Here is a 25,985-nt window from a genome sequence, read left to right on the forward strand (position 1 = left end):
GGCCGCAGTAGCGTCATACGCGCCGAGGCGCAGAGCGGCACCAACAGTCGTCCGTGCGTCACGGGCGTGGCGAACCCTGATGGCTTCCATCCCAGTTCTGGGATGCTGAAGGCCGATGGAGAGGGGCCGCCGCGATGCAGTGGAAGATCCACGGGGAACGTCCGATCTACGAGAACAAGTGGGTGAACCTGTGGCTCACCGACATCGAGACGCCGGACGGCAACCGCTGGGAGCACCACGTCGTCCGCCTCCGACACCTCGCCGTGGCTGCCGTCGTCAACGACCGCCGCGAGGTCCTGATGATGTGGCGGCACCGCTTCATCACCGACGCCTGGGCATGGGAGCTGCCCATGGGCCTCGTCGAGGAGGGCGAAACGCCGGCCGAGGCGGCGGCCCGTGAGGTCCTGGAGGAGACCGGCTGGCGCCCCGGCCCCATCAAGCCGCTGATCTACGCCGAGCCCGCCAACGGCATCACCGACTCCCAGCACCACGTCTTCCGCGCCGACGGGGCGACGTACGAGGGGCCGCCGACCGAGAAGAACGAGTCGGACCGGGTTGAGTGGATCCCGCTGGCCGATGTTCGCGGGATGATCGACCGCCGCGAGATCGTCAGTAGCGGCTCCCTCGTCGGGTTGCTCTACGTGCTCATGGACGAGGCGACCCGCTGACCTGCCTGGGCAGTGCCTCCCGGAGCCGGGCCTCGAAAGCCACCGCGGCCGTCTCCCGGCGAAAGGGTTCCAACTGCTCGTAGAACTCCCGGAGGTGACCGGCGACCCGTCGTGAGCTGACGGCCGCCGCCGGCGCCAGGGCATCCATCGCCGTGTGGCACGCCTCGTCGAGCTTGCCGCGATGGAGCTGGGTGCGAGCCAGCCAGAGGGCGTGGAAGGCACGGCCTCGGTGATTCGATCGGGGTTCACGGCGAAGGGCGTCCGCGATGAGCGGTTCGGCGAGGGCGGCTTCGCCCAGGCGGCCGTGTGCGATGCCGGTGTCCACGATCAGCTTCGGCTCGTCGAAGTAGGCCACCCAGGCCGGGTCCGGATCGTCGGCGCTGATCCGCCCGAAGTGGCTGTGGGCTTCGGAGATCGCGCGGTGCGTGGCGCCGCGGTTCCCGAGGACGGCGTGGGCGAAGGCTTCACGCATCGCGAGCATGGCCTGCACGCGGGGTGTCGTTCCCTCAGCGCCTCGGGCCTGGTCCTGCGCGGCCGTGACGAGTGCGAGGGCGTCTCCGGGCTTGTCCTGGTACGTGGCCTGGAGGCTCATGCAGGCGAGGACGTTGGCCATGAGCTGGCGGTCTTCCACGGCCTTGGCCAGGCCGAGGGCTTCGGTGAAGTAGGCGCGGGCCTGGTTGTACTGGCGGGCGTCGAAGTAGGTCCACCCGGTGAGCCGGGCCAGCTCGGCCGCGATGCTGTGCAGGCCGTTCCGCATGGGCGTGGGGCGCTGCTCCCTGAGGAGGCCTACGACGTACCGGAGCTGGCCCACCACGGCTGGCCGTAGGGTCTCGCCGCCGTGCTCGTCGTCCCGCCGCCAGTAGTCCGCGATCGACGAGTGCAGGGCGTCCAGCGTCGAGGGGCTGAGGTCCCGCTCGGCCGCCAGGGCGAGGATGCTGTCCACGTCCGCCCCCGGCAAGCCCGACGCCACCTGGGCGTCGGTGGGCGTCGGCTCCTCGGGGGATTCACGTGGGACGGCGGTCAGGTTCTGCGGGGTCTCCCATGAGCGTCGGGCGAGGCCCAGCATGTGCCCGGGGATGCGCAGCCCGTCCGAAATCCGCTCGATCACGTCCATGTGCAGCAACTGCCGCCGCCCGGCCATCACCTCGCCGACACGGCTGGGGGTGAGATCGCAACGCCGCGCGATCGTCGATGGGTAGATGCCCGCTCGGGCCTTGACCAGCTGGAAGATACGGCCGAAGTCCCTGGCCTGGCATGCCTCAATCATCGCCGGATCCGTGAGCAGGCTGACCGGGAGTTCCTTCGAGCGGTATGGCTCGGGCATCGGGCACGCTCCGGCGAGATGACTACCGATCGCTACTCATGACCAACCAGGGGTAATGGTACCCAGGTTGGGTAATCCGCCTGGCCTTTCTGGCGGTTCCTGCGGATCGCGATGCTCTTGGCCATGGTGAACGGACAGGACGACGTACGGATGACACTGCGGGTGTCACGCGACTCCGGCCGCACATGGGGCCCCTTGGTGGAGGTGCGCGTGGGGAAGAAACCGATGATCCCGGACGGCCGCGGCTTTCCGCCGTGTACGTGCCGCAGATGCGCGCCGCAGAGCGCCATCGACTCTCTCCGGACGATGTCGTGATGCGGTGCGCGCAATGGCGTCGGTTGCCGCTGGACCTCGTGCGGGAAGCGCAGGCGAGGTCGACCGCAGAATGCCTAGACCGCGCCGTGCAGTGCCAGCTGTCCACGCATGAAACCGGTGAGCACTACGGCCTTCTCGACGACTTTGAGTACGGCACCGCGCTCTGGCTCCGCTGGGACGAGGCCGACGTGGAACTGGTCGTACTGCCGGACTGCCCGGTGGTCGGACCGGGCCCCGAGCGGGAGGGCTGCTGCCTGTTCGCCGGGCACGCCGAACAGCACACCTGGCAAGAAGCGCACCCTGTGGAGGAGGGCTCATGCAGCGGCTGACCGCGAGTCCATGCAGCCGCCAAGTCGTCCGCAGGGCCCCACCGACCAGCGGGTGATCCCGCCGGGGCGCGCCCCGGCAACATCAGAGGCCCCGGACTCCCGCCCGGGGCCCCCGGCTTGTTGTGCACTCGGCAGGATTCGAACCTGCAACCTTCTGATCCGTAGCTCTAGATGATCTATTCCAAGGGGTCGTTGATCGTAGGCGAACAATGAACGTAGGACCGTTTGCCTGGTGGGGACGTCGTGCCAGATCGCGGCGGTCAGCGCGACGATGCGATGCATGAGGCGGGCGATGACACCTCGGGTGTGCGCGCCCTCGGTGCCGGTCGAGGTCAAGCTGTCCCTTAAGGCCTCGTTGATCGATTCGATGGCCTGCATCGTGGCGAGGGTGACCAGTTCGGCATCGCTCAGGCGGGGCGTAATGCCGACTAGCGGGCGCCACGGCGCCAGGTCGGGATGCTCCGTCAGCATGTCGTCGGTCGCCGCATAGAGTGCTGTCGCGAGGGTGTCCACGTCGTTCGCCACACAACGATCTTGGACACCCTCGTTCTCGTCTCCGCAGCACCCCTTGGGCCACACCACCAGGAGGAACCAGTGTCATACCCGCACCTGCTCACCCCCGAGGAGAAGCTCGCCGACGCGAAGAAGCTGTTGAGCCTCCCGCGTATCGTCGTGATCTGCGGCTCCACCCGCTTCATGACCGAGATGAACGAGGCCGATCTGCGGGAGACCAAAGCCGGAAAGATTGTCGTCAAACCGGGTTGTGACATGAAGTCGCCGCACGAACTTTGGTCCGATCCTGTCGAGGCGGAGGCGCTGAAAGTTCGACTCGACGATCTGCACCGGGCGAAGATCCGCCTCGCTGATGAGGTACTCGTAGTCGGCGACTACATCGGAGACAGCACCCGAGCCGAAATCGCCTACGCCCGGTCGCTGGGCAAGCCCTTGCGTTTCACGCACCCCGAAGTCGACCCTGACGCCTGACCGCCCACTGCCACCTCGACAACCAGGGCCGGCAGCCCGCCGCCTGACCGTCTCGCGGTGGCTTCGGCCGCCGCCCACCCCACACCCTCCGCAGGCATCCCTTGGAATTGATCATCTGGCCGGACCCGGTCGGCGAAGGTGGGCCGTTGAGACGGCTCCGGGTCAGCGGCTGAGTGCCGCTGACCCGGGTTGCCGTTGCTGCTGGGCACTGCGCCTGACCTGCGGTTACAGAACCGGCAGGTTCTTCCGCAGCTCGAAGGCCGTGACCTCGGAGCGGTACTCCTCCCACTCCTGCTTCTTGTTGCGGAGGAAGAAGTCGAAGACGTGCTCGCCGAGGGTCTCGGCCACCAGCTCGCTGCGCTCCATCAGGGAGATCGCCTCGCCGAGGTTCTGCGGGAGCGGTTCGATGCCCATCGCGCGGCGTTCGGCGTCGGAGAGGGCCCAGACGTCGTCGTCGGCGCCGGGGCCGAGTTCGTAGTTCTCCTCGATGCCCTTGAGGCCGGCCGCGAGGAGGACCGCGTACGCCAGGTAGGGGTTGGCGCCGGAGTCGACGGAGCGGACCTCGACGCGGGAGGAGCCGGTCTTGCCGGGCTTGTACATGGGGACGCGGATCAGGGCGGAGCGGTTGTTGTGGCCCCAGCAGATGTAGGAGGGGGCCTCGCCGCCGGAGCCGGCGGTGCGGGCGGAGCCGCCCCAGATGCGCTTGTAGGAGTTGACCCACTGGTTGGTGACGGCCGAGATCTCCGCCGCGTGGCGCAGCAGGCCCGCGATGAAGGAACGTCCCACCTTGGACAGCTGGTACTCGGCGCCGGACTCGTAGAACGCGTTGCGGTCGCCCTCGAAGAGGGAGAGGTGGGTGTGCATCCCGGAGCCGGGGTATTCGGAGAACGGCTTCGGCATGAAGGTGGCCTGGACGCCCTGCTCCAGCGCGACCTGCTTCATGACCAGGCGGAACGTCATGATGTTGTCGGCCGTCGACAGCGCGTCCGCGTACCGCAGGTCGATCTCCTGCTGACCGGGGGCGCCCTCGTGGTGGCTGAACTCGACGGAGATGCCCATCGACTCGAGCATGGTGATCGCCTGGCGGCGGAAGTCCATGCCGACGTTCTGCGGGGTGTGGTCGAAGTAGCCGGAGTTGTCGGCGGGAACCGGCTTGGTGCCGTCCAGCGGCTTGTCCTTCAGCAGGAAGAACTCGATCTCGGGGTGGGTGTAGAAGGTGAACCCGAGGTCGGACGTCTTGGCCAGGATGCGCTTGAGGACGTAGCGGGGGTCGGCGAAGGAGGGCGAGCCGTCGGGCATGAGGATGTCGCAGAACATGCGGGCGGTGCCCGGGGCCTCGGCGCGCCAGGGGAGGATCTGGAACGTGCCCGGGTCGGGCTTGGCGATCATGTCGGATTCGTACACCCGGGCGAAGCCCTCGATGGCCGAGCCGTCGAAGCCGATCCCCTCATCGAAAGCCTGTTCGAGCTCGGCGGGTGCGACGGCGACCGACTTCAGGAAGCCCAGCACGTCCGTGAACCACAGGCGCACGAACCGGATGTCGCGCTCCTCGAGCGTGCGGAGCACAAATTCCTGCTGCTTGTCCATTTCCAACACCCATCCTCGCTGATCAGGCCAGCATGCCACCACACGGTTTCGTGCACGTTGCGAACCCATACTGCATGCCGGGCTGTGGCGTACGTAACGGCAGCCTCGCAGACTGGGCCTTATGGACCGTGGCGCACAGGAGCTGCCCGGCACCCGCGTGCCGGACTGGCTGCGCCTGCTGCCGTGGCTGGCGCTGCTCCTCCTGGTGGTCGTCCAGCTGACCACGCCCGCCACCGTCCAGCTCGGCTTCGCCTTCGCCGTCGTGCCGCCGCTGACGTCCCTGGTGTACGGGATGCTCGGCACGGCCCTGGTCTCCGGCACGCTCTTCGGGCTGCTGCTCATGCCGGACATCCGGGCCGACGACGTCACCCAGGGGGACCTGCTGGCGTTCTCGCTCATCGGCGCGGTCAGCGTGCTCCTGGCGTGGCTGCGGGCGCGCCGGGACGCCCAGCTGGTCTCCGTGCGGACGGTCGCGCAGGCCGCGCAGCTCGCGGTGCTGCCGCCGCTGCCGGAGCGGGTGGGGCCGGTGCGGTGCGGGGCGCTGTACCGGGCCGCCGAGCGCGGCACGCTCGTCGGCGGCGACCTGTACGACGTGCAGGACGGTCCGTACGGCGTACGGGCCGTCGTCGCCGACGTCCAGGGGCACGGGCTCGCGGCCGTCGCGACGGTGGCGGCACTGCTCGGCACCTTCCGGGAGGCGGTGCTCGACGAGCCCGAGCTGGGCGGGGTCGCGGCCCGGCTGGACCGGCGGCTTGTGGTCGACGCGGCGGGGCGCCAGGGCGCGGAGGCGGAGGTGTTCGCCACCGCCGTCCTGATGGAGTTCGCGCCGCCGCGGGCGGGCGGTGAGGCGACCGTGCGGGTGCTCAGCTGCGGGCACCCGGCGCCGCTGCTGGTGAACGGCGAGGGGGCGCGGGAGGTGGCCGTGGAACCGGGGTCGCCGCTGGGCCTGGGGCTCGCGGAGTACCGGCCGCCGCCCGTGACGACCGTGGCGCTGCGCCCGGTGGACATCCTCCTCGCGCACACCGACGGCGTGACGGAGGCGCGGGACTCCGCAGGCGCGTTCTACCCGCTCGCCTCGCGCGTCCCGCGCCACGCGGGCCCCCCGGTGGAGCTGGTGCGCGAGGTGTGGCGGGACCTGTCCGCGTACGCGGGCGTGATCGCCGACGACGTGGCGCTGCTGGCGCTGAGCGCGCCGGACGGAAGCGGGGCGGCGGCCGTGGCCCCGTAGGCCCCCGGCCGTTACCATCAGCGCCCATGGGGGGCCTGGGGCTCATACGCGTCGCGCGTCCCATGGTGCTCGGGAGCGCCGTGGTGACGCTGCTCGCCGCGCTCTTCGTCTGTCTGGGCGGGGGCGACCGCCCCGAGGCCCGGCAGGACGAGCCCCGTCGGATCACGCTCGCCGCCGTCGCCACCGAGTACACCTGTCCGTACGACCACGGCGACTGCGCGCTGTTCCCGCACCTCTCCCCCGCCGTCCTCACCGCCCCGCCGCTCGATCCGCCGCGGCAGACCGACGGTCTCGCGGCGCTCACCGAGGCGTACGCCGTCGACCGGCCGGACCGGTCCGGGGTGCGGGCGCGGGCCCCCGATCTCCATGTCCTTCAGGTGCTGCGGACCTAGGGGGTGTCCAGCGCCCCGCATGTGGAACACCACCCCCCTACCTACGAAGGACATCGACATCATGGCTGCCAACCGCAACACCTCCAGCGCCGACCGCCGTGCCCGAATAGAGGAGATGCGCCGTGCCGAGAAGGCGCGCGAGCGCCGCAACCGGATCATCACCATCACCCTGAGCACGGTGGTGGTCGCGGGCCTCGTCGGCTTCGGCGTGTACGTGCTGAACGAGGAGAAGGAGCAGCAGCGGCAGGAGGAGGCCGCGGCCAAGGCGCCCATCAAGGACGAGAAGTCCTGGGACGCGAAGAAGCTCGGGCGCAACCACCCCACCACGCCGGTCGCGTACCCGATGAAGCCGCCGGTCGGCGGCGACCACCACCCGGTGTGGCAGAACTGCGACGGCGACGTCTACAAGGAGCCGGTCCGCAACGAGAACGCCGTCCACTCGCTGGAGCACGGCGCGGTGTGGGTGACGTACAACGACAAGGCCCCGGCCGCCGACGTGAAGAAGCTGGAGGAGAAGGTCGGCAAGACCCCCTACACGCTGATGAGCCCGGTCAAGGACCAGGCCGGGGCGATCATGCTGAGCGCCTGGGGCAAGCAGGTCACCGTGGACGGGGCCGACGACCCGCGGGTGGACCAGTTCCTCACCAAGTACGTGAAGGGCCCGCAGACCCCCGAGCCGGGCGCGGCGTGCACCGGCGGAATAGGCGCGTCGCAGTGAAGCTGACCCGCACGCACGTGGCCGCCGCCGTGGCGGTCGTGCTCGCGCTGCTCTTCGCCGGGGTGGCGACGGTCGCCACGGCCGGCGGCCGGGGCGGCGAGGGGGAGGCGCGTACGCCCGCGGCGGACTCGGCGGACGCCGGGTTCGCGCGCGACATGTCGGACCACCACCAGCAGGCGGTGGAGATGTCGTTCATCGTGCGGGACCGCACGGCGGACGAGGAGGTGCGCCGGCTGGCGTACGACATCGCCAACACCCAGGCCAACCAGCGCGGCATGATGATGGGCTGGCTCGACCTGTGGGGGCTGCCGAAGGTGGCCATGGACCAGGAGCCGATGGCCTGGATGGGCATGCCATCCCATGGCTCGTCCCACGGCTCGTCCCATGGCTCGTCCCACGGCTCGGCCGATGGCTCGGCCCAGGGCTCGCAGGCGCTCATGCCCGGCATGGCGACCAGGGCCGAGCTCGACCGGCTGCGGGCGGCGAGCGGCAAGGACGCGGAGGTCCTGTACCTCCAGCTGATGATCGACCACCACAAGGGCGGCGTGCACATGGCGCGCGGCTGCGTCGAGAAGTGCACGACCCCGGTCGAGCGGCGGCTCGCCCAGGGCATGGTCGACGCGCAGGAGTCGGAGGTCCGGCTGATGACGGACATGCTGGCCACGCGCGGGGCGAAGCCGCGGGGCTGACCTCCGCCGGCGGTGCCACCCGTGCTGCCCCCGTGACGGCCCACAGCGGTCGCGGGGGCACGCGGGCGGGACGAGAATGGGAAGCGCTCGGGGACGTACGGCCTTATGACCCTGCATTACGGAGGTACGCACCCCATGACCACCGCCAAGGACATCATGCACCCCGGCGCACGGTGGCTCCCCCACACCGAGACCCTCGACCGCGCCGCGCAGATGATGCGCGACGAGAACGTCGGCGCGCTGCCCATCGCGGATGAGAACGAGCGCCTCTGCGGCATCCTCACCGACCGCGACATCGTCGTCGGCTGTGTGGCCGAGGGCCACGACCCGGCACGGGTGACGGCGGGTGACATGGCGAAGGGCACGCCGCGCTGGATCGACGCCAACGCGGACGTCAGCGAGGTCCTGAAGATGATGAAGGACCACCAGATCCGCCGGCTTCCGGTCATCGAGAACAAGCGCCTGGTCGGCATGATCAGCGAGGCCGACCTCGCCCGGCACCTGTCGGACCAGCAGGTGGCCGAGTTCGCCGAGCGGGTCTACGCGCCGTAGCACCCACATCGACATCGCACACGAAGGGCACGGCCGGCAGGCCGTGCCCTTCGTCCGTGCCCTTCGTCCGTGCCTCTCCGGACATTGCGTCGCTTTGACGATTACACTGGCCGGGTGCCTCAACTACGCCTCGCCCTGAATCAGATCGACTCGACGGTCGGCGATCTCACAGCCAACGCCGAGGCCGTCGTCCACTGGACCCGGCACGCCGCCGAGCAGGGGGCGCACCTCGTCGCGTTCCCCGAGATGGTGCTGACGGGCTACCCCGTCGAGGACCTCGCCCTGCGGTCGTCGTTCGTGGAGGCCTCCCGCGGCGCGCTGCGGGAGCTCGCCCGGCGGCTGGCCGACGAGGGGTTCGGGGAGCTGCCGGTCGTCGTCGGGTACCTGGACCGGGCCGAGAAGGCCCAGCCCCGGTACGGTCAGCCGGCCGGGGCGCCGCAGAACGCCGCGGCCGTGCTGTACGGCGGTGAGGTCGTGCTGTCGTTCGCCAAGCACCACCTGCCCAACTACGGCGTGTTCGACGAGTTCCGGTACTTCGTGCCGGGTGACACCATGCCGGTCGTCCGCGTCCACGGCGTGGACGTCGCGCTGGCGATCTGCGAGGACCTGTGGCAGGACGGCGGGCGCGTCCCGGCCGCCCGCAGCGCGCGGGCGGGGCTGCTGGTCTCGATCAACGCCTCGCCGTACGAGCAGAACAAGGACGACGTCCGCCTGGAGCTGGTGCGCAAGCGGGCCCAGGAGGCCGGCTGCACGCTGGCGTACCTGGCGATGATCGGCGGCCAGGACGAGCTGGTCTTCGACGGCGACTCGATCGTCGTGGACCGGGACGGCGAGGTCGTCGCGCGGGCGCCGCAGTTCGCCGAGGGCAGCGTGATCCTGGACCTGGACCTGCCGGCCGCTGCCGCGGACGCGCCGGAGGGCGTGGTCGACGACGGGCTGCGCATCGACCGGGTGGTGCTGTCGGAGGAGCCGCTGCCGGCGTACGAGCCGGAGCTGACGGGCGGGTACGCGGAGCGCCTCGACGACGACGAGGAGGTGTACACCGCGCTGGTCGTGGGCCTGCGGGCGTACGCCGCGAAGAACGGCTTCCGCTCCGTGCTGGTCGGCCTGTCCGGCGGCATCGACTCCGCGCTCGTCGCGGCGATCGCCTGCGACGCGCTGGGCGCGGGGAACGTGTACGGCGTGTCGATGCCGTCCAAGTACAGCTCCCAGCACTCGCGGGACGACGCGGCCGAGCTGGCCCGCCGCACCGGGCTGAACTTCCGCACCGTACCGATCGAGCCGATGTTCGACGCGTACATGGGGTCCCTGGGGCTCACGGGCCTGGCGGAGGAGAATCTCCAGTCGCGGCTGCGCGGCACGCTGCTGATGGCGCTCTCCAACCAGGAGGGCCACATCGTCCTGGCCCCCGGCAACAAGTCCGAGCTGGCGGTCGGCTACTCGACGCTGTACGGCGACTCGGTCGGCGCGTACGGGCCGATCAAGGACGTGTACAAGACGGCGGTCTTCCGGCTGGCGCGGTGGCGCAACCGGGCGGCCGAGGAGCGCGGGCAGACCCCGCCGATCCCGGAGGCGTCCATCACCAAGCCGCCGAGCGCCGAGCTGCGCCCCGGCCAGGTCGACACGGACTCGCTGCCCGACTACGACGTCCTGGACCGGATCCTGGAGCTGTACGTCGACCGCGACCGGGGCAAGGACGCCATCGTCGCGGCCGGTTTCGACGAGGAGCTGGTGACGAGGACGCTGCGGCTGGTGGACGTCGCCGAGTACAAGCGGCGCCAGTACCCGCCGGGCACCAAGATCTCGGCCAAGGGCTTCGGCAAGGACCGGCGCCTGCCGATCACCAACCGCTGGCGCGAGACGACGGCGTAGAAGACGCAGAAGACGTTTTCAGAGCGTCACGCGGGCCGCGATGGGCAGGTGGTCGCTGTCCGTCGCCGGGAGCGTCCAGGAGGCGACCGGCTCGACGCCCCGCACCAGGATCTGGTCGATCCGCGCCATCGGGAACGCGGCCGGCCAGCTGAAGCCCATGCCGTCGCCCGCCGCGCCCTGCGTGGAGCGCAGCTGCGAGGTGACCGCGTTGAGCGAGCGGTCGTTCATCGTGCCGTTGAGGTCGCCGAGGAGGATCACGTCGTCGAGCCGCTCGCGGGCGATGGCCTCGCCGAGGGCGTCGGCGCTGTTGTCGCGCTGGTTGGCGGTGAAGCCGGCGTTGAGCTTGACCCGGACCGACGGCAGGTGGGCGACGTACACCGCGAAGTCGCCCTTGGGCGTGGAGACGGTGGCGCGCATGGCGCGCGTCCAGCCCAGCCGGATGTCGACCGGGGCGCTGTCCTTCAGCGGGTACGTGCTCCACAGGCCGACCGTGCCCTGGACGGAGTGGTACGGGTACCGGTCGGCGAGCGCCGCCTCGTACACCGGGACCATGGCCGGCTTCAGCTCCTCCAGGGCCACGACGTCGGCGCCGGAGTCGGCGACGCTGCGGGCGGTGCCCTCGGGGTCGGGGTTGTCGGCGTTGACGTTGTGCGAGACGACCATGAGGTCGCCGCCGGGGCCGGACTTGTCGGTGGCGAGGCCGCCGAAAAAGTTGAGCCAGACGGCGACGGGCAGCACCAGGGCGACCAGCGCGGTCGCCGAGCGGCGCAGCAGCCCGGCGACGAGGAGGACCGGCAGGAAGACGCCGAGCCACGGCAGGAACGTCTCCATGAGGCTGCCGATGTTGCCGACGCGGTTCGGGATCTCGGCGTGGAAGACCATCAGCAGCGCCAGGAGCACCGCGCAGAGGGCGAGCAGGACGCCCCGGCGCCAGATCCCCGGATCGCGGCGCAAGCGGCCGGCCACCGATCGGACCCGGGATCCGGTGCGTTCGCGCTCCGCGCCGCCGCCGCTCCCCGTCTCCACCGCGTCCACCTGCGCCATTTCCGTCGTCCTCACTGCCTTGCTTGTCGTGCTCACCGTCCCCCGGACCCCCGACCCTAGGGGATCGGGTGACGGCCGTACTGCCTCGAGGACGAGATTGCGGCGCAGCAGGGTTCCGAAGGTTGCGGTCGGGGCGGCAGCTGTGACAGAACACGCATATTTGCGACCGCTGTGCGGTCACCGTGTCAACGGCGTACCGGCTCCTCCCGCGCGTCCCCGTGGGGCGCCTGCGGCGCTGGGCCGCCGCCGTGGCCGTGCGGAGGCTTGCGGGCCGGCAGCACGGTGGCCACCACCGCCGCGCCCACCAGTGCGGCGCCCGTCGACACCAGGGCGGTGAGGTGCATGGCGGCGAGGAAGGCGTCGTACGCGGCCGGGGCCAGGTCCCGCCCCGCGGCGCCGAGGCGGTCGGCGGCCGCGAGGGTGCCCTCGATGGACTCCCCCGCCGCGTCCCGGGCCGTGCCCGGCGGAACCGCGCCCAGGCGGCCCTCGACGCCGTCGCGGTACGCGGTCGACAGCACCGAGCCGAGGACCGCGACCCCCAGCGCCCCGCCGACCTGCCGGAAGGTGTTGCTGATCGCCGAGCCGGCGCCGGCCCGCGCCCGTGGCAGCGACTGCATCACGGTGACCGTCACCGGCGGCATGACGTGTGCCATCCCGGCGCCCTGCGCGAAGAGCACCACCTCCAGGACCCACACGGGCGTGGACGCGTCGTAGAAGGCGAAGGAGGCGAGGCACCCGGCGATCACGAGCATGCCCGCCGTGCACACGGCCCGGGCCCCGAACCGCGCCACCGCCAGCCGCGCCCGGGGCGCGAAGAGCAGCTGCGCCACGGCCAGCGGCAGCAGGAGCAGCCCGGCCTGGAGGGCGCTGTAGCCGCGCAGGCTCTGGAGGTAGAACGCCGCGACGAAGGTCACGCCCATCAGCGCGAAGAACACCAGCGAGATGGCGGCGACAGCGCCGGAGAACGCGGGCTTGCGGAAGTGCGCCATGTCGATGGCCGGGTGGTCGGTGCGCTTCTCGTGCAGGACGAAACCGGCCAGCACCGCGAGCCCGCCGAGCAGCGGCAGCAGGGAGGTGGGGTGGGTGAAGTCGGCGAGCTCGCCGCCCCGGATGATGCCGTACACCAGCAGGACGAGGCCGACGATGGAGAGGGCCACGCCCGGCGGGTCGAGCCGGCCGGGGCGCGGGTCCTTGGAGTCCGGCACCAGCAGGACCATGGCGACCAGCGCGACGAGCACGACGGGGACGTTGACCAGGAAGATCGAGCCCCACCAGAAGTGCTCCAGGAGCAGCCCGCCGGTGACCGGCCCGATGGCGATGCCGAGGCCCACGCTGCCGGCCCAGATGCCGATGGCCTTCGGCTGCTCGTCGCGCTCGAAGACGTTCATCAGGATGGCGAGGGTGGCGGGCATCACCAGCGCGCCGCCCACCCCCATGAGCGCCCGATAGGCGATCAGCTCGCCGGGCGCGTCGGACAGCGCGGCGAGCGCGGAGCCCGTGCCGAAGACGACCAGGCCGACGAGCAGGACCTTCTTGCGGCCGAGCCGGTCGCCGAGCAGCCCGGAGGTGAAGAGCAGGCCGGCGAAGACGAGCGTGTACGCGTTGATCGCCCACTCCAGCTCGCTCTGGGCGGCGCCGAGGCCTACGGGCGCGGGGGCGGCGATGGTCCTGACCGCGACGTTGAGGATGGAGTTGTCCAGCACGACGATGAGCAGGCTGAACATCAGGACGCCGAGGATGAGCCAGCGGCGGCGGTGGACCGCTTCCGGTACGGCGGCGTGGGCGTCTGCGGGGGCTACGGGTTCCGGTACGGGCATGTTCCGACCGTAATGGTGGATTTGCCGCCCCACCCGTCCCTGCCGTGGGCCCTTACGCCAGTCGGAGTGGCCGGGGCCCCACTTCCCCCCACGCGGCACGAAGTGCCACCATGGACCTGGTCCGGGGACGCCGTCAGGGCGCCTCGAGATGACGAAGGAGCCGTTTTCCATGACGCTTCAGGCTGCCCGGGAACAGCAGCGGCCCGCCGACACCGGCAAGGCGCTGTACGGCGGCAAGGGCACCCGCCGCATCACCGTCCACGACATCGCCGCCGCCAAGGAGCGCGGCGAGAAGTGGCCCATGCTGACCGCGTACGACGCGATGACCGCGTCCGTCTTCGACGAGGCCGGCATCCCGGTCATCCTCGTCGGCGACTCCATGGGCAACTGCCACCTCGGCTACGACACCACCGTGCCCGTCACGATGGACGAGATGGCCCTGCTCTCCGCCGCCGTCGTACGGGGCACCAAGCGCGCCCTGGTCGTCGGCGACCTGCCCTTCGGCTCGTACCAGGAAGGCCCCGTCCAGGCCCTGCGCTCCGCGACGCGCCTGGTCAAGGAGGCGGGCGTCGGCGCGATCAAGCTGGAGGGCGGCGAGCGCTCGCTGCCGCAGACCGAGATGCTGGTCCAGGCCGGCATCCCCGTCATGTCGCACCTCGGCCTGACCCCGCAGTCCGTCAACACCATGGGCTACCGGGTGCAGGGCCGCGGCGACGAGGCCGCCCACCGGCTGCTGAACGACGCGAAGGCCGCGCAGGACGCGGGCGCCTTCGCCGTGGTCCTGGAGCTGGTCCCGGCGGAGCTGGCCGCCGAGGTCACCCGGTCGCTGCACATCCCGACCATCGGCATCGGCGCCGGCCCGGACACGGACGCGCAGGTCCTGGTCTGGACCGACATGGCCGGGCTGACCGGCGGCAAGGTGCCGCGCTTCACCAAGCAGTACGCGAGCCTGCGGCAGACGCTCGGCGACGCGGCGAAGGCCTTCGCCGAGGACGTGGCCGGCGGGGCGTTCCCGGCGGAGGAGCACACCTTCCACTGAGCCACCAGGCCACCAAGCCACTCCCGGTACGGACGACAGCCCGCCGACTTCCCCCATCGGCGGGCTGTCGGCATTGGGCATAGCCTCGAAGGAGGAGGTGGTCACCATGGCCGGAATCGTCCGGAAGAACTTCGACGCGGCCGACGAGACCCGCCCCTTCGAAGAGGGCAAGGGAAAGCTCGACCTCATCACCACGGACCGCGGCCCCGTCGGGCGCGCGGTCTTCGAACCGGGCTGGCAGTGGTCCAAGCACGTCAAGCCCATCGCCGGCACGGACAGCTGCATGGCCGCCCACGCCGGCTACGTCGTCAGCGGCCGCATGAAGGTCGTCATGGACGACGGCACGGAAGGCGAGGTCGGCCCCGGCGACTTCGCGTCCATCGAGCCGGGCCACGACGCCTGGGTGCTCGGCGACGAGCCGTGCGTCATGCTCGACTGGGTCGGCTTCGGCGACTACGCCAAGCGCTGACCGACCGTAGGCCGCGTATCGGTGCCGTGTCGGTGACGTGTCGGTGACGGCTGGTGACATGGGTGACATGACACGACCATCCGACACCAACGCCGTCGAGGTACGCGGCCTCGTGAAGCACTACGGCGAAACCAGGGCGCTGGACGGCGTGGACCTCGACGTCCGCGAGGGCACCGTCCTCGGAGTCCTCGGCCCCAACGGCGCCGGCAAGACCACGCTCGTCCGCTGCCTGTCCACGCTCGTCGTGCCCGACGCCGGCACCGCGACCGTCGCCGGGTACGACGTGGTGCGCGAGCCCCGCGCACTGCGCCGCGTCATCGGCCTCACCGGCCAGTACGCCTCGGTCGACGAGAAGCTGTCCGGCTGGGAGAACCTGTACATGATCGGGCGCCTGCTCGACCTGTCGCGCAGGGACGCCCGGCAGCGCGCCGACGAGCTCCTGGAGCGCTTCTCGCTCGCCGAGGCCGCGGGGCGCGCGGTGATGACGTACTCCGGCGGCATGCGGCGCCGCCTCGACCTGGCCGCCTCCATGATCGGCCGCCCGGCGGTGCTGTACCTGGACGAGCCGACGACGGGCCTGGACCCCCGGTCCCGCAACGAGGTGTGGGACGAGATCAAGCGCCTGGTCACCGACGGCGCCACGGTCCTGCTCACCACCCAGTACATGGAGGAGGCCGAGCAGCTGGCGCACGAGCTCACCGTCATCGACCGGGGCCACGTCATCGCCACCGGCCGGGTGGACGAGCTCAAGGCCAAGGTCGGCGGCCGCACGCTCCAGGTGCGGCCGGTGGACCCGGCGGACCTGCCCGCGATGGCGCGGGCGCTCGCCGACAGCGGCCTGGACGGCATCGCGGGCTCCACGGTCGTGCCGGAGGACGGCCTGCTGTACGTACCGATCCTCAGTGACGAGCAACTGACCGCGGTCGTCGGCCTCCTGGCCACGCGCGGCTTCGGCATCACGCACATCGGCACCCATCTGCCCAGTCTGGACGAGGTGTTCCTCGCCATCACGGGCGAGAAGTCGTCACCGGCCGCCGGTACGGCCGCCGTCGAGGAGGTGGCCGCGTGAGCGCGGTCGGCACCCGGGCCGCGCGGGCCAACCTGCGGCACATCGGCGCGCTGGTCCGGCGCAACGCCCTGCACCTGAAGCAGGATCCGCAGTCGATGTTCGACGTCGTCCTGACGCCCATCATCCTGACGGTGCTGTTCGTGTTCGTCTTCGGCGGCTCGGTCGGGCTCGTGCTGGGCGGCGACCGGGACTCCTACGTGAACTACGTCGTGCCCGGGCTGATGGGCATGATGGGCCTGAACATCGCCATGGCCGTCGGCACCGGCATCAACGACGACTTCCGCACGGGCGTCATGGACCGGTTCCGGACGCTGCCCATCGCCCGGTCGTCCGTCCTCATCGCCAAGATCGTGGTGGAGATCGGCCGGATGGTGATCGCCTCGGCCATCCTGCTCGCCATGGGCTTCCTGCTGGGGCTGGAGATCAGCACCTCGGTGCTCTCCCTCCTCGCGGCCGTCGGCCTGTCCGTGGTCTTCGGCGCGTCCCTGATGTGGATCTTCCTCCTGCTCGGCCTCACGATGAAGACGGCGCAGGCCGTCCAAGGGATGGCGATGCTGGTGCTGTTCCCCCTCCAGTTCGGTTCGTCCATCTTCGCGCCGCCCTCGTCGATGCCGGGCTGGCTGCGGGCGTTCACCGAGTACAACCCCCTGTCGAACCTCGCCGACGCGGCGCGCAACCTCGTCAACGGCGGCCCGGTCGCCGAGTCGGTGTGGACGACGCTGGCGTGGGCGGCGGGCATCACGCTGGTGACGGCACCGCTCGCGGTCGCCAAGTTCCGCAAGCGGACGTGAGGGTGGGCGGTGGCCAGTGGGCGGCGTGTGCCCAGAGGGTCGTCGGGTACGGTCTCCTACGTCCCCGAGCCCAGGAGCGCCGCCCATGGCCACCGTCACGTCCCGCCACAGCGAGCGGAGGATCAGCCCCGTCTTCCTCGGTATCGCCGCCGTCATGGTGGTCACCGGGTGGGCGGTGTGGACGGGTTTCTCCTCGAACCTGGGCCTGGCCGTCTTCCTCTTCGTGACGTCGACGTGGATCGTCTCGCTCTGCCTGCACGAGTACGCGCACGCCCGCACGGCCCTGCACGGCGGTGACATCTCCATCGGCGCGAAGGGCTATCTGACCCTCAACCCGCTGAAGTACACGCACGTGCTGCTCAGCATCGTGCTGCCGGTCGTCTTCGTGATCATGGGCGGTATCGGTCTGCCCGGCGGCGCGGTCTTCATCGAGCAGCACCGCATCCGCAGCCGCTGGAAGCAGAGCCTGGTTTCGGCGGCCGGCCCGCTGACGAACGTCCTGTTCGCAATCGTGTGCACCGCGCCCTTCTGGCTGGGCGCCCTGGACGGCGTGCCGATCCCCTTCCGCTTCGCGCTCGCGTTCATCGCGCTGCTCCAGGTGACGGCGGCGATCCTGAACTTCCTGCCCGTGCCCGGCCTGGACGGCTACGGCGTGATCGAGCCGTGGCTGTCCTACCGGGTCCGGCGGAAGGTGGAGCCGTACGCGCCCTTCGGGCTGCTCGCGGTGTTCGTGTTCCTCTTCATCCCCGAGGTGAACGCCGCCTTCTTCGGGGTGATCCACGCCGTCCTCGACGGGCTCTGCATCTCGGACCTGGAGACGTACTGCGGGCGGGACCTCTTCAGCAGCCTGTGGCAGGAGCAGACCCCGGTCTGCGAGGAGGCAGTCAGCTGGTGACGCGCTGCGGGCGGCGGCGCCAGTAGTACCACGCCATGTTGGACGAGACGCCGGACAGCAGCACCCACACGATGCCGAGCCAGCTGCCCTGGACGAAGGAGACCACGGCCGCGGTGACGGCGAGGGCGCAGACGACGAGGGCGTACAGAGCGAGGCGGGGCATGGGGGTCGGCTCCTGTCCGGGTGCGGGTGTTGCCCGTCCAGTGTCCCCCATGCCCCCCTGCCGATCAGACGTCGGTCAGGCGCAGGCCCGCGTGGACCTTGTAGCGGCGGTTGACCGAGATCAGGTTGGCGACCAGCGCCTCCACCTGGTGGGCGTTGCGCAGTCGCCCCGCGAAGACACCGCGCATGCCGGGGATCCGGCCGGCGAGCGCCTGGACGACGTCGGTGTCGGCGCGCTTCTCGCCGAGCACCATCACGTCCGTGTCGATCTCCTCGACCGTCTCGTCCTGGAGCAGCACGGCGGACAGGTGGTGGAAGGCGGCCGTCACCCGCGAGTCGGGCAGCAGGGCGGCGGCCTGCTCGGCGGCGCTGCCCTCCTCGGGCTTGAGGGCGTAGGCGCCGCGCTTGTCGAAGCCGAGGGGGTTGACGCAGTCCACGACGAGCTTGCCGCGCAGTTCCTCGCGCAGCGCCTGGAGCGTCGCGGCGTGGCCCTCCCACGGCACGGCGACGATCACGATGTCGCTGCGGCGCGCGCACGCGGCGTTGTCGGCGCCCTCGACGCCCAGGCCCAGCTCGGCCGCCGCGGTCTCGGCGCGCTCGGCGGCCCGGGACCCGATGATCACCTTCTGTCCGGCGCGTGCGAGCCGGTACGCGAGGCCCCGCCCCTGGTCGCCGGTGCCGCCGAGGACGCCGACGACGAGCCCGGAGACGTCGGGGAGCTCGTACGGATCAGTAGCAGTAGTCATGGCCCGACAGTACGGGGGCGGCCGCGCCACCACCCCGTCCGGGTGACGCCTGGCCGAAAGCCCGCGCGGCGCCCCGGTGCGGGGGCATGATGCGGCGCCATGGATGCCGTACGCGTCGCGCTGCTGCGCGAGGTCCTGGCCGGTACGGAGTGGCCCGCGGTGACCCGCCGGTTCGCCGGGGTGCTGCGCTCCTCGGTGGTGTCGCACGGCGGCGGGCTGCTGCTGGTGGGCACGGCGGAGTACGAGCCGTGGCACCTGGCGGCGCACCTGGTGGACGAGGCGGCCTGGTCGGGGCAGCCGGAGCTGGCGCCGACGCTGGTACGCCACCGGGTGCGGGCCTCCGATCCGGCGCACCTGGCGGTGGGCCTGGGGCGGCTGGAGGCGGCCGGGCGCGGCTCGACGCTGCTGGTGGTGGCGCCGGACCGGCCGGACGGCGGCCTGCTGGAGCGGGTGCACGGCGCGCGGCGGGCGGGGGCGACGGTGCTGTCGCTGGACCGCGGCGACCGTGAGGTGCACGGGCTCGCGCACGAGGCGCTGACGGTGGCGGAGGCGCAGGACGTGGACCTGGACACGGTCCAGCACCTGGTGAGCGCGGCGGCCGGCGAGAACACCCTGCCGGGCGGCTCGGCCCCCTTGCCCCGGGCCCGCCGCCGCTTCCGCGACCGCCTGTCGCGGCTGGCGGACCATCTGACCTCGCCGCCGCCGACGCGCTGGTAATTCGGTTGCCCGGGGTGACGGCCGCCGCCGACCATGGCGTCTCGTGGCCCCCCGACTCTCCGCCCTCCTCCCCGACCTGTCGCCGTTGCGCGCGTCGCGGGACTTCCGGCTGCTGTGGATACAGGGCCTGGTCACGTACTTCGGCAGCTTCGCGGCGATGGTCGCGCTGCCGCTCCAGATCAAGGAGCTGACCGGTTCGCCGCTGGCGGTGGGGGTCATGGGCGCGGTCGAGCTGGTCCCGCTGGTGGTCTGCGGCCTGTACGGCGGGGCGCTCGCCGACGCCGCCGACCGCCGCAAGGTGATCCTCTCCACCGAGACGGCGCTCGGCCTGCTGGCCGTGCTGCTGCTGGTCAACGCCCTGCTGCCGTCGCCGCTGCTGTGGCCGCTGTACGTGGTGGCCGCCGGGGTCGCGGGCCTGGCGGGGCTCCAGCGGCCGGCGCTGGACGCGCTGCTCGCCCGGATCGTGCCGCACGACAAGCTGACGGCGGCGGCCTCGCTGAACGCCATCCGCTGGGAGCTGGGCGCCATCGCCGGTCCGGCGCTGGCCGGGCTGCTGGTGGCGTACGGGAACCTCGCCACCGCGTACGGCACCACGGTGGTCTGCTTCACCGTCTCGGTGGCGCTGTGCCTGCGGCTCACGCCCGCGCCGCCCGCCCGCTCGGGCGGGAGGCCGTCGCTGCGGGGCATCGCGGAGGGCGCGCGCTACGCCTGGTCGCGGCCGGTGCTGCTGGGCACGTACGCGATCGACCTGGCCGCGATGTTCTTCGCCTTCCCGAACGCGATCTTCCCGTTCCTCGCGGACGAGCTGGACGCGGAGTGGTCGCTGGGGCTGATGTATGCCGCTGGAGCGATCGGCTCGCTGGCGCTCAACCTCACCAGCGGCTGGACCTCGCGGGTGCGGCGGCACGGGCTGCTCGTGGTGTGCGGGGCGGCCTGCTGGGGGCTGGCCATCGCCGCGGCGGGCTGGTTCTCCAGCGTGTGGCCGGTGCTGGTGTGCCTGGCGGTCGCGGGCGCGGGCGACACCCTGAGCGGGCTCGGCCGCTCGACGATCTGGAACCAGACCATCCCCGACGAGCTGCGCGGCCGACTCGCGGGCATCGAGGTCCTGTCGTACAGCGTGGGCCCCCAGCTCGGCCAGGTCCGGGCGGGCGCGATGGCCGGCTGGACCGGTACGCGCCCGGCGTTCTGGACCGGCGGGCTGGCGTGCGTGGCCGCGGTGGGCCTGCTCGCGGCGGCGCTGCCGAAGCTGCTGACGTACGACGCCACGACGGACGAGGACGCGCTGCGCCGCCGCGCGGCCCGGGAGGCGGCGGCGCAGGCCCCCTAGGGAGCCTGGTCGCGGGGGGTGTCATGCCACTTCGGGTCGGTCTCCCACTGGAGGTTCCGCTCCTGGGCGGTGTCCATCGCGTGGGCGGCCTCCTCGCGGGTGGTGTAGGGGCCGAAGCGGTTCTTGGCCGGGCATTCCGGGCCTTCCTCCACCTTCTGGTGCTTCAGGCAGTAGTACCACTCGCCCGGTTTTCCGGTCGTGCGCTTCTTGAACAGGGCCATCGTCGGGCTCCTTCCTCTGACGCCATGGTGCCCCTCTGCGCCCTGGTTAGACTCGCTGCATGTCTGGCCAGTCGCTGCTCGTACCAGGGGAGCTGTCTCCCCCTCGTTCCGTTCCCGGGTCCATCCGTCGCCCCGAGTACGTCGGAAAGCCCATGCCGGCGCCGTACACCGGACCGGAGGTGCAGGATTCCGACACCATCGAGCGGATGCGCGTCGCGGGCCGCATCGCCGCGCAGGCGATGGAGGAGGCCGCCAAGCACATCGCTCCGGGCGTGACGACCGACGAACTGGACCGGGTCGCGCACGAGTACATGTGCGACCACGGGGCCTATCCGTCGACGCTCGGCTACCGGGGCTTCCCCAAGTCGCTGTGCGCGTCGATCAACGAGGTCATCTGCCACGGCATCCCGGACTCCACCGTCCTGCGCGACGGCGACATCGTGAACCTGGACGTCACGGCGTACATCGACGGCGTCCACGGCGACAACAACGCCACGTACCTGTGCGGTGACGTCGACGAGGAGTCGCGGCTCCTGGTCGAGCGGACCCGCGAGTCGCTGAACCGCGCCATCAAGGCCGTCAAGCCGGGCCGCCAGATCAACGTCATCGGCCGCGTCATCGAGTCGTACGCCAAGCGCTTCGGCTACGGGGTGGTCAGGGACTTCACCGGGCACGGCATCAACTCGTCCTTCCACTCCGGCCTGATCATCCCGCACTACGACTCGCCCCACGCCACGACGGTCATGCAGCCCGGCATGACCTTCACCATCGAGCCGATGCTGACGCTGGGGACGCACGAGTACGACATGTGGGAGGACGGCTGGACGGTCGTGACGAAGGACCGGAAGCGAACGGCGCAGTTCGAGCACACGCTCGTCGTGACGGAGACCGGGGCCGAGATCCTCACGTTGCCGTGACGCCCGGGGCGGGTAGGCTTCTTTCCGACGGACTGTCGGGAACCCGTTGACTCAGGTAAACCTCAGCAGGAAGATCGACGGTAGTGGCGGCCCCGGCCGCCGCGACCCGTTGACTCGGCCCGGGAGGCCCGCCTTGGATGCCAGCGCCACCACCGTCACCCCCTTCTCGACGCTCATCCGCACCGCCTCGCACCAGCAGCACACGGAGGCGGAGAGCTCGCCCTTCATGAGCCACCTGCTCGGTGGCCGGCTCGGCGTGGACGCCTACGCCCGGTACACCGAGCAGCTGTGGTTCGTCTACCGGGCCCTGGAGGAGGCCGCCGGCCCGCTGGCGGACGACCCGGTGGCGGGCCCGTTCATACGGCCCGAGCTGCTGCGCACCGCCGAGCTGGAGCGGGACCTTGCCCATCTGCGCGGCGAGGACTGGCGCGCCGGGGTGAGCGCGCTGCCGGCGACCACCGCGTACGCCGCCCGCGTCGAGGAGTGCGCCCGCACCTGGCCCGCGGGGTATGTGGCGCACCACTACACCCGCTACCTCGGGGACCTCTCCGGCGGCCAGATCATCCGGGACAAGGCCGAGCGGACGTGGGGTTTCGCGCGCAAGGGCGACGGCGTGCGGTTCTACGTCTTCGAGCAGATCCCCAACCCGGCGCCGTTCAAGCGGACGTACCGCGAGCTGCTGGACCGGGTGAACGCCGACGACCTGGAGAAGCAGCGGATCGTCGACGAGTGCAAGCGGGCGTTCGACTTCAACGGCGCGGTGTTCCGGGAGCTGGACCGCGAGTTCCCGCTGAGCGCCTGAGGTCCGGCGCTTCGGGTCCGCGCCTCAGCGCCCGATCTCCCGTACGCGGCCGCCGAGTTCGATGATGCCGTCGGGGCCGGGGGCCGTCAGCAGCTGCGAGCCCCGGCCCTGGATGATGTTCAGCGCGCGGTTGAGGCGTGCCGTGAGCAGCAGGGCCGCCGCGCCGGTCGCCTCGTCCTCGTCGATCCCCCCGGTGCAAGCACCGGCTCCACCGGAGCGGCTTGCGCCGCGCTCATCGATACGCCCCGGGAAGGCCCGCGCCCGGACGCGGCCGCCCGCCTCGTCCTCCCACGCCCACGCGTAGAGCCACTCCCCCGGCGGCGGCACGTCGAGCGCCTCGACCTCGGCGGCCGACGCGTACTGCCGCAGCGTGCGCGGCGGCGCCCACTCCGCGCGGGCGGTGATCCAGGTGAACTCGCCGTCCTGGCGCACCCACACCTCACCCGCCGGAGGGTTCACCACCTCCAGGTCCAGCAGCCACGCGACACCGACCAGCGGGTGCCCGGCGAAGGGGAGCCGCGTGCCGGGCGTGTAGATGTCGACGTCCCCGCGCTCGGGGTCGTCCACGAACACGGTCTCGCTGAAACCGAGTTGCTTGGCGAGCGCCTGCCGTGACGCCTCGTCGGGGCGGAGGCGTCCGTCGCGTACGACGCCGAGGAGGTTCCCGTGGCGGCCGTCGGCGGCGCAGAAGACGGCCAGGACGTCCACGACGTCGCGTGCGGAGTTCATCCCGGCATTCAAGCACGCGGCCCGGCACGGCAGGATGGCCGCATGTACGGCACCTATCTCTTCGGCCTGCGCGAGGGCTTGGCGGCGGCCGCGGTTCTCTGCGTCCTCGTGGCGTACCTGGTGAGGACGGGCCGGCGGGACGCGCTCCGGCCGGTGGGGGCGGGCGCCGCCGCGGCGGCGGGTCTGTCGCTCGCGCTCGGCGCGCTCCTCGAGTTCGGCGCGTACGAACTGACGCCGGAGGCGCGGAAGCTGCTGGGCGGCGTGCTCGCGGTGGGCGCGGCGGGCCTGCTGACGTGGCTGGTCGTCGCGGAGCGGCCGGGTGCGGGGCTGGTGGCCGGCACGGCGTTCCTGGCGGTGGGCCGGGAGGGCCTGGAGACCGCGCTGTTCGTCTGGGCGACGGTACGAGCGGCGGCCGACGAGGCGGGCTCGGCGGAGCCGCTGACGTGGGTGCTGGTGGGCCTCGCGACGGCGGCCGCGGTGGGGTGGCTGTTCTTCCGGTGCGCCCTGCGGTGCGGTCCGCTCCTGGTGGTCGTGGCGGCGGGCGTCCTGGCCGGAGGCGTACGCGGCCTCCAGGAAGTGGTCGCTCCGGGCGGCGCGGTGGCGTTCGACGTCTCCGCCGTGGTGCGGCCAGACAGCTGGTACGGGGCGGTGTTGAGGGGCGTCTTCACCTTCCAGCCCGATCCGACGGTCCTCCAGTCCGCGGTGTGGGCGCTGTATCCGGTCCCGGCGCTCGCGCTGTTGCGGACCCCGGTAGGGTTCGGACGGTCAGTGGGGGTCGAGGAGCAGAAGGCAACCGATGAGAAGGCTGGGTCGGGGTCGGGCGGCGAGGCTCGCGGCGACGGTGACGGCGACCGTGGTGCTGGCGCTGACCGCGAGCGGGTGCGTGACGGTGCACGGCGAGCTGGAGGTCGTCCCGGCGGCGAGCAAGACTGAGGCCGCGCGGGCGCTGAAGGACTTCACGGACGCGTACAACGCGGCCGACAAGGCGTACGACCCGGCGCTGGACGCGGGCCGGGTCACCGGCGCGCTCGGCGCGGTCAACCAGGCGGGGCTGAAGTCGCGCTCCATCACCAGCCCCGGCGGCAACCCCAACCACCGGCCGCTGGTGCTGTCGGACGCCGCCTTCGCCATCCCGAAGAAGGCGGGCTGGCCGCGCTGGTTCGTCGCGAACGTGGACTCGAACCGGGACACCGACCAGGGCACGGGCGACAGCCGCTGGGTGCTCGTCTTCGTGCGCAACAGCTCCCAGCAGCTGTGGGAGGTCGCGTACCTGTCGATCCTCGCGCCGAACGAGATCCCGGCGTTCAAGACGGACGCCGAGGGGTACGCGGAGCCGGTCGCGCCGGACTCCGCGGCGCTGGCGGTCGCGCCGAAGAACCTGAGCGAGGAGTACACCTCCTACCTCCACTCCGGGAAGCCCGCGCACTTCGCGGCGGGCCCGCACACCTCGGTGTGGCGGACCGAGCGCCAGAACCTCGCACGGCGGCCCGGGCTGTCCACGCAGTTCGTCGACCAGCCGCTGGACACGGGCGACTACGCGCCGCTCGGGCTGATGACCGAGGACGGCGGGGCGTTCGTCTTCTTCTCGACGCGCTTCTACGACCGGCAGACGGCGGCGGCGGGCTACCGGCCCAAGGTGAACCCGGACGTGAAGGCGCTGATGACCGGTGAGGTGAAGACCACCCTCACCAAGGAGTGGGTGGCGGGCCTGGTGGCCCAGGTGAAGCCGTCCGGCACCACCTCGGACCAGGTCGCGGTGGTGGGCCGGCTCCAGGGTGTGACGTCGGCGACGGGCTCGTAGCACTCCGGCCCGGACACGACCTAGCGGCTGAGGGGCCAGGCCACCGAGTGGTGGTCGTGGTCGTCGTCGAGCTGGTCGGCGTGGCGGGCGCAGGCGTCGGTGAGGGCTTCGAGCAGCGTCAGCGGGTCGGGCAGCGGGTGCTCGGGGCCGCGTACCCAGCCGACGCCCAGGTCACCGGGGAGCCGGGCGGGCGGGACGAGGACGTAGGAGCCGCGGCAGTGCCAGCGCAGGCCGGGGTGCTCGTCCATGGTCTCGGGGTGGCAGTCCAGCTCGCACGGCCACCACTCGTCCTCGTCCTCGGGGGTGCCGCGGGTGGCGGTGAAGAACAGCATCCGGCCGTCTCCGGACTCGGCGACCGGCCCCACGTCGACGCCCTCGCCGAGCAGCCGCTCCAACGCGGCGCGACCGGCCTCCAGCGGAACGTCGAGGACGTCGTGGACCATGCCGGTCGCGGTGATGAAGTTGGCCTGCGGCTGGCCCTCGGCCCACCGCTGGATCTGCGCGCTGTCGGTGGTGGACTGCGTCTGCCAGGCGAAGGAAACGGGATGGCGGGCCGGGGTCGGACAGCCGATGCGCTCGCAGGAACAGCGGTAGCCGACGGGATACGCGGCGGGGGCGAGGGGGAGTCCGGCGGCGGCGATGGCGAGGAGCAGGTCCTCACGGCTCGGTACGTCGGCGGCGGACTTCCTCGGACGCCGGCGCAGCCAGTGCGCGAGTTTGCTCTCCGTGCCGCGGTAGCGGCCGATACCGTCGCCCATCTATCCCCTCACACCTGGTCATG

Annotated in this window: 30 protein-coding genes; 20 read left to right on the top strand and 10 right to left on the bottom strand. The window is 71.6% G+C overall.

All coding sequences use genetic code 11. The annotated features are described in order from the left end of the window. The first annotated feature begins 134 nt into the window (after positions 1–134). Positions 135–668, top strand: coding sequence for an NUDIX hydrolase (locus tag ABZX67_RS04480; RefSeq protein ID WP_355354365.1), 534 nt, complete (start codon positions 135–137; stop codon positions 666–668). On the opposite strand, the gene ABZX67_RS04485 is transcribed toward ABZX67_RS04480, so the two are convergent. After that, complete coding sequence (locus ABZX67_RS04485) at positions 646–1,992, bottom strand: hypothetical protein (RefSeq protein WP_355354368.1); 1,347 nt, start codon at positions 1,990–1,992, stop codon at positions 646–648. The two genes, ABZX67_RS04480 and ABZX67_RS04485, sit on opposite strands and share 23 nt — an antisense overlap. Positions 1,993–2,246: 254 nt before the next feature. Between ABZX67_RS04485 and ABZX67_RS04490 the strand changes: the two genes are divergently transcribed. Then, positions 2,247–2,636: a hypothetical protein gene (locus tag ABZX67_RS04490; RefSeq protein ID WP_355354371.1), complete on the top strand. Its 390-nt coding sequence runs from the start codon at positions 2,247–2,249 to the stop codon at positions 2,634–2,636. On the opposite strand, the gene ABZX67_RS04495 is transcribed toward ABZX67_RS04490, so the two are convergent. Next, positions 2,622–3,161 carry a hypothetical protein gene (locus ABZX67_RS04495; protein ID WP_355354374.1) on the bottom strand — a complete coding sequence of 180 codons (540 nt, stop codon included), beginning with the start codon at positions 3,159–3,161 and terminating at the stop codon, positions 2,622–2,624. The two genes, ABZX67_RS04490 and ABZX67_RS04495, sit on opposite strands and share 15 nt — an antisense overlap. 69 nt (positions 3,162–3,230) lie before the next feature. Here ABZX67_RS04495 and ABZX67_RS04500 point away from each other — a divergent pair, with 69 nt between their 5' ends. Then, complete coding sequence (locus ABZX67_RS04500; RefSeq protein ID WP_355354377.1) at positions 3,231–3,620, top strand: hypothetical protein; 390 nt, start codon at positions 3,231–3,233, stop codon at positions 3,618–3,620. A gap of 225 nt (positions 3,621–3,845) precedes the next feature. Here ABZX67_RS04500 and glnA read toward each other — a convergent pair whose 3' ends face one another. Continuing rightward, positions 3,846–5,207, bottom strand: a complete 1,362-nt coding sequence (gene glnA / locus ABZX67_RS04505; RefSeq protein WP_355354380.1) for a type I glutamate--ammonia ligase — start codon at positions 5,205–5,207, stop codon at positions 3,846–3,848. Between the two features lie 121 nt (positions 5,208–5,328). Between glnA and ABZX67_RS04510 the strand changes: the two genes are divergently transcribed. The 6 genes from ABZX67_RS04510 to ABZX67_RS04535 all read left to right on the top strand — a co-directional run bounded on the left by ABZX67_RS04510 (position 5,329) and on the right by ABZX67_RS04535 (position 10,658). Beyond that, positions 5,329–6,435 carry a PP2C family protein-serine/threonine phosphatase gene (locus ABZX67_RS04510; RefSeq protein WP_355354383.1) on the top strand — a complete coding sequence of 369 codons (1,107 nt, stop codon included), beginning with the start codon at positions 5,329–5,331 and terminating at the stop codon, positions 6,433–6,435. A 26-nt stretch (positions 6,436–6,461) separates the two neighbouring features. Then, the gene (locus tag ABZX67_RS04515) at positions 6,462–6,827 is read left to right on the top strand and encodes a hypothetical protein (RefSeq protein ID WP_355354386.1); all 366 of its coding nucleotides are present in this window, start codon (positions 6,462–6,464) and stop codon (positions 6,825–6,827) included. A 61-nt stretch (positions 6,828–6,888) separates the two neighbouring features. After that, the gene (locus tag ABZX67_RS04520; RefSeq protein WP_355354389.1) at positions 6,889–7,545 is read left to right on the top strand and encodes a DUF3105 domain-containing protein; all 657 of its coding nucleotides are present in this window, start codon (positions 6,889–6,891) and stop codon (positions 7,543–7,545) included. Positions 7,546–7,547: 2 nt separating this feature from the next. Then, positions 7,548–8,234 carry a DUF305 domain-containing protein gene (locus ABZX67_RS04525; RefSeq protein WP_355354714.1) on the top strand — a complete coding sequence of 229 codons (687 nt, stop codon included), beginning with the start codon at positions 7,548–7,550 and terminating at the stop codon, positions 8,232–8,234. 135 nt (positions 8,235–8,369) lie between these two features. Further along, positions 8,370–8,786, top strand: a complete 417-nt coding sequence (locus ABZX67_RS04530; protein WP_355354392.1) for a CBS domain-containing protein — start codon at positions 8,370–8,372, stop codon at positions 8,784–8,786. Positions 8,787–8,900: 114 nt separating this feature from the next. Then, positions 8,901–10,658, top strand: coding sequence for an NAD+ synthase (locus tag ABZX67_RS04535; protein WP_355354395.1), 1,758 nt, complete (start codon positions 8,901–8,903; stop codon positions 10,656–10,658). Between the two features lie 18 nt (positions 10,659–10,676). Here ABZX67_RS04535 and ABZX67_RS04540 read toward each other — a convergent pair whose 3' ends face one another. Both ABZX67_RS04540 and ABZX67_RS04545 read right to left on the bottom strand, forming a co-directional pair. After that, positions 10,677–11,702, bottom strand: a complete 1,026-nt coding sequence (locus ABZX67_RS04540; RefSeq protein WP_355354398.1) for an endonuclease/exonuclease/phosphatase family protein — start codon at positions 11,700–11,702, stop codon at positions 10,677–10,679. A 185-nt stretch (positions 11,703–11,887) separates the two neighbouring features. Continuing rightward, positions 11,888–13,519, bottom strand: coding sequence for an MFS transporter (locus tag ABZX67_RS04545; protein ID WP_355354401.1), 1,632 nt, complete (start codon positions 13,517–13,519; stop codon positions 11,888–11,890). Between the two features lie 169 nt (positions 13,520–13,688). Here ABZX67_RS04545 and panB point away from each other — a divergent pair, with 169 nt between their 5' ends. From panB to ABZX67_RS04570, 5 genes are all read left to right on the top strand, one after another. Next, positions 13,689–14,558 carry a 3-methyl-2-oxobutanoate hydroxymethyltransferase gene (gene panB / locus ABZX67_RS04550; protein WP_355354404.1) on the top strand — a complete coding sequence of 290 codons (870 nt, stop codon included), beginning with the start codon at positions 13,689–13,691 and terminating at the stop codon, positions 14,556–14,558. A gap of 106 nt (positions 14,559–14,664) precedes the next feature. Next, a complete protein-coding gene (locus ABZX67_RS04555) occupies positions 14,665–15,027 on the top strand; it encodes a cupin domain-containing protein (protein WP_355354407.1) in 363 nt (120 codons plus the stop codon). 67 nt (positions 15,028–15,094) lie between these two features. Continuing rightward, positions 15,095–16,096 (top strand): ATP-binding cassette domain-containing protein, encoded by a 1,002-nt coding sequence (locus tag ABZX67_RS04560; RefSeq protein ID WP_355354410.1) that lies wholly within the window; start codon positions 15,095–15,097, stop codon positions 16,094–16,096. Beyond that, positions 16,093–16,887 (top strand): ABC transporter permease, encoded by a 795-nt coding sequence (locus ABZX67_RS04565; RefSeq protein ID WP_355354413.1) that lies wholly within the window; start codon positions 16,093–16,095, stop codon positions 16,885–16,887. The genes ABZX67_RS04560 and ABZX67_RS04565 overlap by 4 nt, the downstream gene beginning before the upstream one ends. A gap of 85 nt (positions 16,888–16,972) precedes the next feature. Further along, the gene (locus tag ABZX67_RS04570) at positions 16,973–17,782 is read left to right on the top strand and encodes a site-2 protease family protein (RefSeq protein ID WP_355354416.1); all 810 of its coding nucleotides are present in this window, start codon (positions 16,973–16,975) and stop codon (positions 17,780–17,782) included. On the opposite strand, the gene ABZX67_RS04575 is transcribed toward ABZX67_RS04570, so the two are convergent. Then, positions 17,772–17,996, bottom strand: a complete 225-nt coding sequence (locus tag ABZX67_RS04575) for a hypothetical protein (RefSeq protein ID WP_355354419.1) — start codon at positions 17,994–17,996, stop codon at positions 17,772–17,774. The two genes, ABZX67_RS04570 and ABZX67_RS04575, sit on opposite strands and share 11 nt — an antisense overlap. A gap of 13 nt (positions 17,997–18,009) precedes the next feature. Next, on the bottom strand, positions 18,010–18,690 hold the full coding sequence (gene npdG, locus ABZX67_RS04580; protein WP_355354422.1) for an NADPH-dependent F420 reductase: 681 nt from the start codon (positions 18,688–18,690) through the stop codon (positions 18,010–18,012). Between the two features lie 99 nt (positions 18,691–18,789). On the opposite strand from npdG, the gene ABZX67_RS04585 reads away from it, so the two are divergent. Continuing rightward, complete coding sequence (locus ABZX67_RS04585) at positions 18,790–19,407, top strand: hypothetical protein (RefSeq protein ID WP_355354425.1); 618 nt, start codon at positions 18,790–18,792, stop codon at positions 19,405–19,407. A 43-nt stretch (positions 19,408–19,450) separates the two neighbouring features. Continuing rightward, positions 19,451–20,734: an MFS transporter gene (locus tag ABZX67_RS04590; protein ID WP_355354428.1), complete on the top strand. Its 1,284-nt coding sequence runs from the start codon at positions 19,451–19,453 to the stop codon at positions 20,732–20,734. Here the strand turns inward: ABZX67_RS04590 and ABZX67_RS04595 are convergent. Then, complete coding sequence (locus tag ABZX67_RS04595) at positions 20,731–20,955, bottom strand: hypothetical protein (protein WP_355354431.1); 225 nt, start codon at positions 20,953–20,955, stop codon at positions 20,731–20,733. The two genes, ABZX67_RS04590 and ABZX67_RS04595, sit on opposite strands and share 4 nt — an antisense overlap. A 59-nt stretch (positions 20,956–21,014) precedes the next feature. Here ABZX67_RS04595 and map point away from each other — a divergent pair, with 59 nt between their 5' ends. Then, entirely contained in the window at positions 21,015–21,872 is an 858-nt protein-coding gene (gene map, locus ABZX67_RS04600) for a type I methionyl aminopeptidase (protein ID WP_355354434.1), read from the top strand. Positions 21,873–22,005: 133 nt separating this feature from the next. Further along, positions 22,006–22,674, top strand: coding sequence for a biliverdin-producing heme oxygenase (locus ABZX67_RS04605; RefSeq protein ID WP_355354437.1), 669 nt, complete (start codon positions 22,006–22,008; stop codon positions 22,672–22,674). Positions 22,675–22,698: 24 nt separating this feature from the next. Here the strand turns inward: ABZX67_RS04605 and ABZX67_RS04610 are convergent, their stop codons facing one another. Then, positions 22,699–23,403: a PhzF family phenazine biosynthesis protein gene (locus tag ABZX67_RS04610; RefSeq protein ID WP_355354440.1), complete on the bottom strand. Its 705-nt coding sequence runs from the start codon at positions 23,401–23,403 to the stop codon at positions 22,699–22,701. Between the two features lie 42 nt (positions 23,404–23,445). Here ABZX67_RS04610 and ABZX67_RS04615 point away from each other — a divergent pair, with 42 nt between their 5' ends. Beyond that, positions 23,446–24,336 carry an FTR1 family protein gene (locus ABZX67_RS04615; RefSeq protein WP_355354443.1) on the top strand — a complete coding sequence of 297 codons (891 nt, stop codon included), beginning with the start codon at positions 23,446–23,448 and terminating at the stop codon, positions 24,334–24,336. After that, entirely contained in the window at positions 24,245–25,204 is a 960-nt protein-coding gene (locus tag ABZX67_RS04620; protein ID WP_355354446.1) for a hypothetical protein, read from the top strand. Before ABZX67_RS04615 ends, ABZX67_RS04620 begins: the two co-directional genes overlap by 92 nt. A gap of 20 nt (positions 25,205–25,224) precedes the next feature. On the opposite strand, the gene ABZX67_RS04625 is transcribed toward ABZX67_RS04620, so the two are convergent. Beyond that, entirely contained in the window at positions 25,225–25,962 is a 738-nt protein-coding gene (locus tag ABZX67_RS04625) for a bifunctional DNA primase/polymerase (protein ID WP_355354449.1), read from the bottom strand. Between the last annotated feature and the right edge of the window lie 23 nt (positions 25,963–25,985).

Origin of the sequence: Streptomyces sp. NPDC003036 (genome assembly GCF_040611175.1) — a bacterium.
In the GTDB taxonomy this organism is placed as follows: domain Bacteria; phylum Actinomycetota; class Actinomycetes; order Streptomycetales; family Streptomycetaceae; genus Streptomyces.

What these genes read in the sequence shown, in the direction of transcription:
- ABZX67_RS04610 (WP_355354440.1), bottom strand. Translation starts at nt 23,403, where the DNA reads ATGAACTCCGCACGCGACGTCGTGGACGTCCTGGCCGTCTTCTGCGCC.
- ABZX67_RS04585 (WP_355354425.1), top strand. Translation starts at nt 18,790, where the DNA reads ATGGATGCCGTACGCGTCGCGCTGCTGCGCGAGGTCCTGGCCGGTACG.
- panB (WP_355354404.1), top strand. Translation starts at nt 13,689, where the DNA reads ATGACGCTTCAGGCTGCCCGGGAACAGCAGCGGCCCGCCGACACCGGC.
- ABZX67_RS04540 (WP_355354398.1), bottom strand. Translation starts at nt 11,702, where the DNA reads ATGGCGCAGGTGGACGCGGTGGAGACGGGGAGCGGCGGCGGCGCGGAG.
- ABZX67_RS04520 (WP_355354389.1), top strand. Translation starts at nt 6,889, where the DNA reads ATGGCTGCCAACCGCAACACCTCCAGCGCCGACCGCCGTGCCCGAATA.
- ABZX67_RS04515 (WP_355354386.1), top strand. Translation starts at nt 6,462, where the DNA reads ATGGGGGGCCTGGGGCTCATACGCGTCGCGCGTCCCATGGTGCTCGGG.
- ABZX67_RS04510 (WP_355354383.1), top strand. Translation starts at nt 5,329, where the DNA reads ATGGACCGTGGCGCACAGGAGCTGCCCGGCACCCGCGTGCCGGACTGG.
- ABZX67_RS04555 (WP_355354407.1), top strand. Translation starts at nt 14,665, where the DNA reads ATGGCCGGAATCGTCCGGAAGAACTTCGACGCGGCCGACGAGACCCGC.
- npdG (WP_355354422.1), bottom strand. Translation starts at nt 18,690, where the DNA reads ATGACTACTGCTACTGATCCGTACGAGCTCCCCGACGTCTCCGGGCTC.
- ABZX67_RS04595 (WP_355354431.1), bottom strand. Translation starts at nt 20,955, where the DNA reads ATGGCCCTGTTCAAGAAGCGCACGACCGGAAAACCGGGCGAGTGGTAC.
- ABZX67_RS04480 (WP_355354365.1), top strand. Translation starts at nt 135, where the DNA reads ATGCAGTGGAAGATCCACGGGGAACGTCCGATCTACGAGAACAAGTGG.
- ABZX67_RS04560 (WP_355354410.1), top strand. Translation starts at nt 15,095, where the DNA reads ATGACACGACCATCCGACACCAACGCCGTCGAGGTACGCGGCCTCGTG.
- ABZX67_RS04625 (WP_355354449.1), bottom strand. Translation starts at nt 25,962, where the DNA reads ATGGGCGACGGTATCGGCCGCTACCGCGGCACGGAGAGCAAACTCGCG.
- ABZX67_RS04570 (WP_355354416.1), top strand. Translation starts at nt 16,973, where the DNA reads ATGGCCACCGTCACGTCCCGCCACAGCGAGCGGAGGATCAGCCCCGTC.
- map (WP_355354434.1), top strand. Translation starts at nt 21,015, where the DNA reads ATGTCTGGCCAGTCGCTGCTCGTACCAGGGGAGCTGTCTCCCCCTCGT.
- ABZX67_RS04530 (WP_355354392.1), top strand. Translation starts at nt 8,370, where the DNA reads ATGACCACCGCCAAGGACATCATGCACCCCGGCGCACGGTGGCTCCCC.
- ABZX67_RS04485 (WP_355354368.1), bottom strand. Translation starts at nt 1,992, where the DNA reads ATGCCCGAGCCATACCGCTCGAAGGAACTCCCGGTCAGCCTGCTCACG.
- ABZX67_RS04615 (WP_355354443.1), top strand. Translation starts at nt 23,446, where the DNA reads ATGTACGGCACCTATCTCTTCGGCCTGCGCGAGGGCTTGGCGGCGGCC.
- ABZX67_RS04545 (WP_355354401.1), bottom strand. Translation starts at nt 13,519, where the DNA reads ATGCCCGTACCGGAACCCGTAGCCCCCGCAGACGCCCACGCCGCCGTA.
- ABZX67_RS04575 (WP_355354419.1), bottom strand. Translation starts at nt 17,996, where the DNA reads ATGGGGGACACTGGACGGGCAACACCCGCACCCGGACAGGAGCCGACC.
- glnA (WP_355354380.1), bottom strand. Translation starts at nt 5,207, where the DNA reads ATGGACAAGCAGCAGGAATTTGTGCTCCGCACGCTCGAGGAGCGCGAC.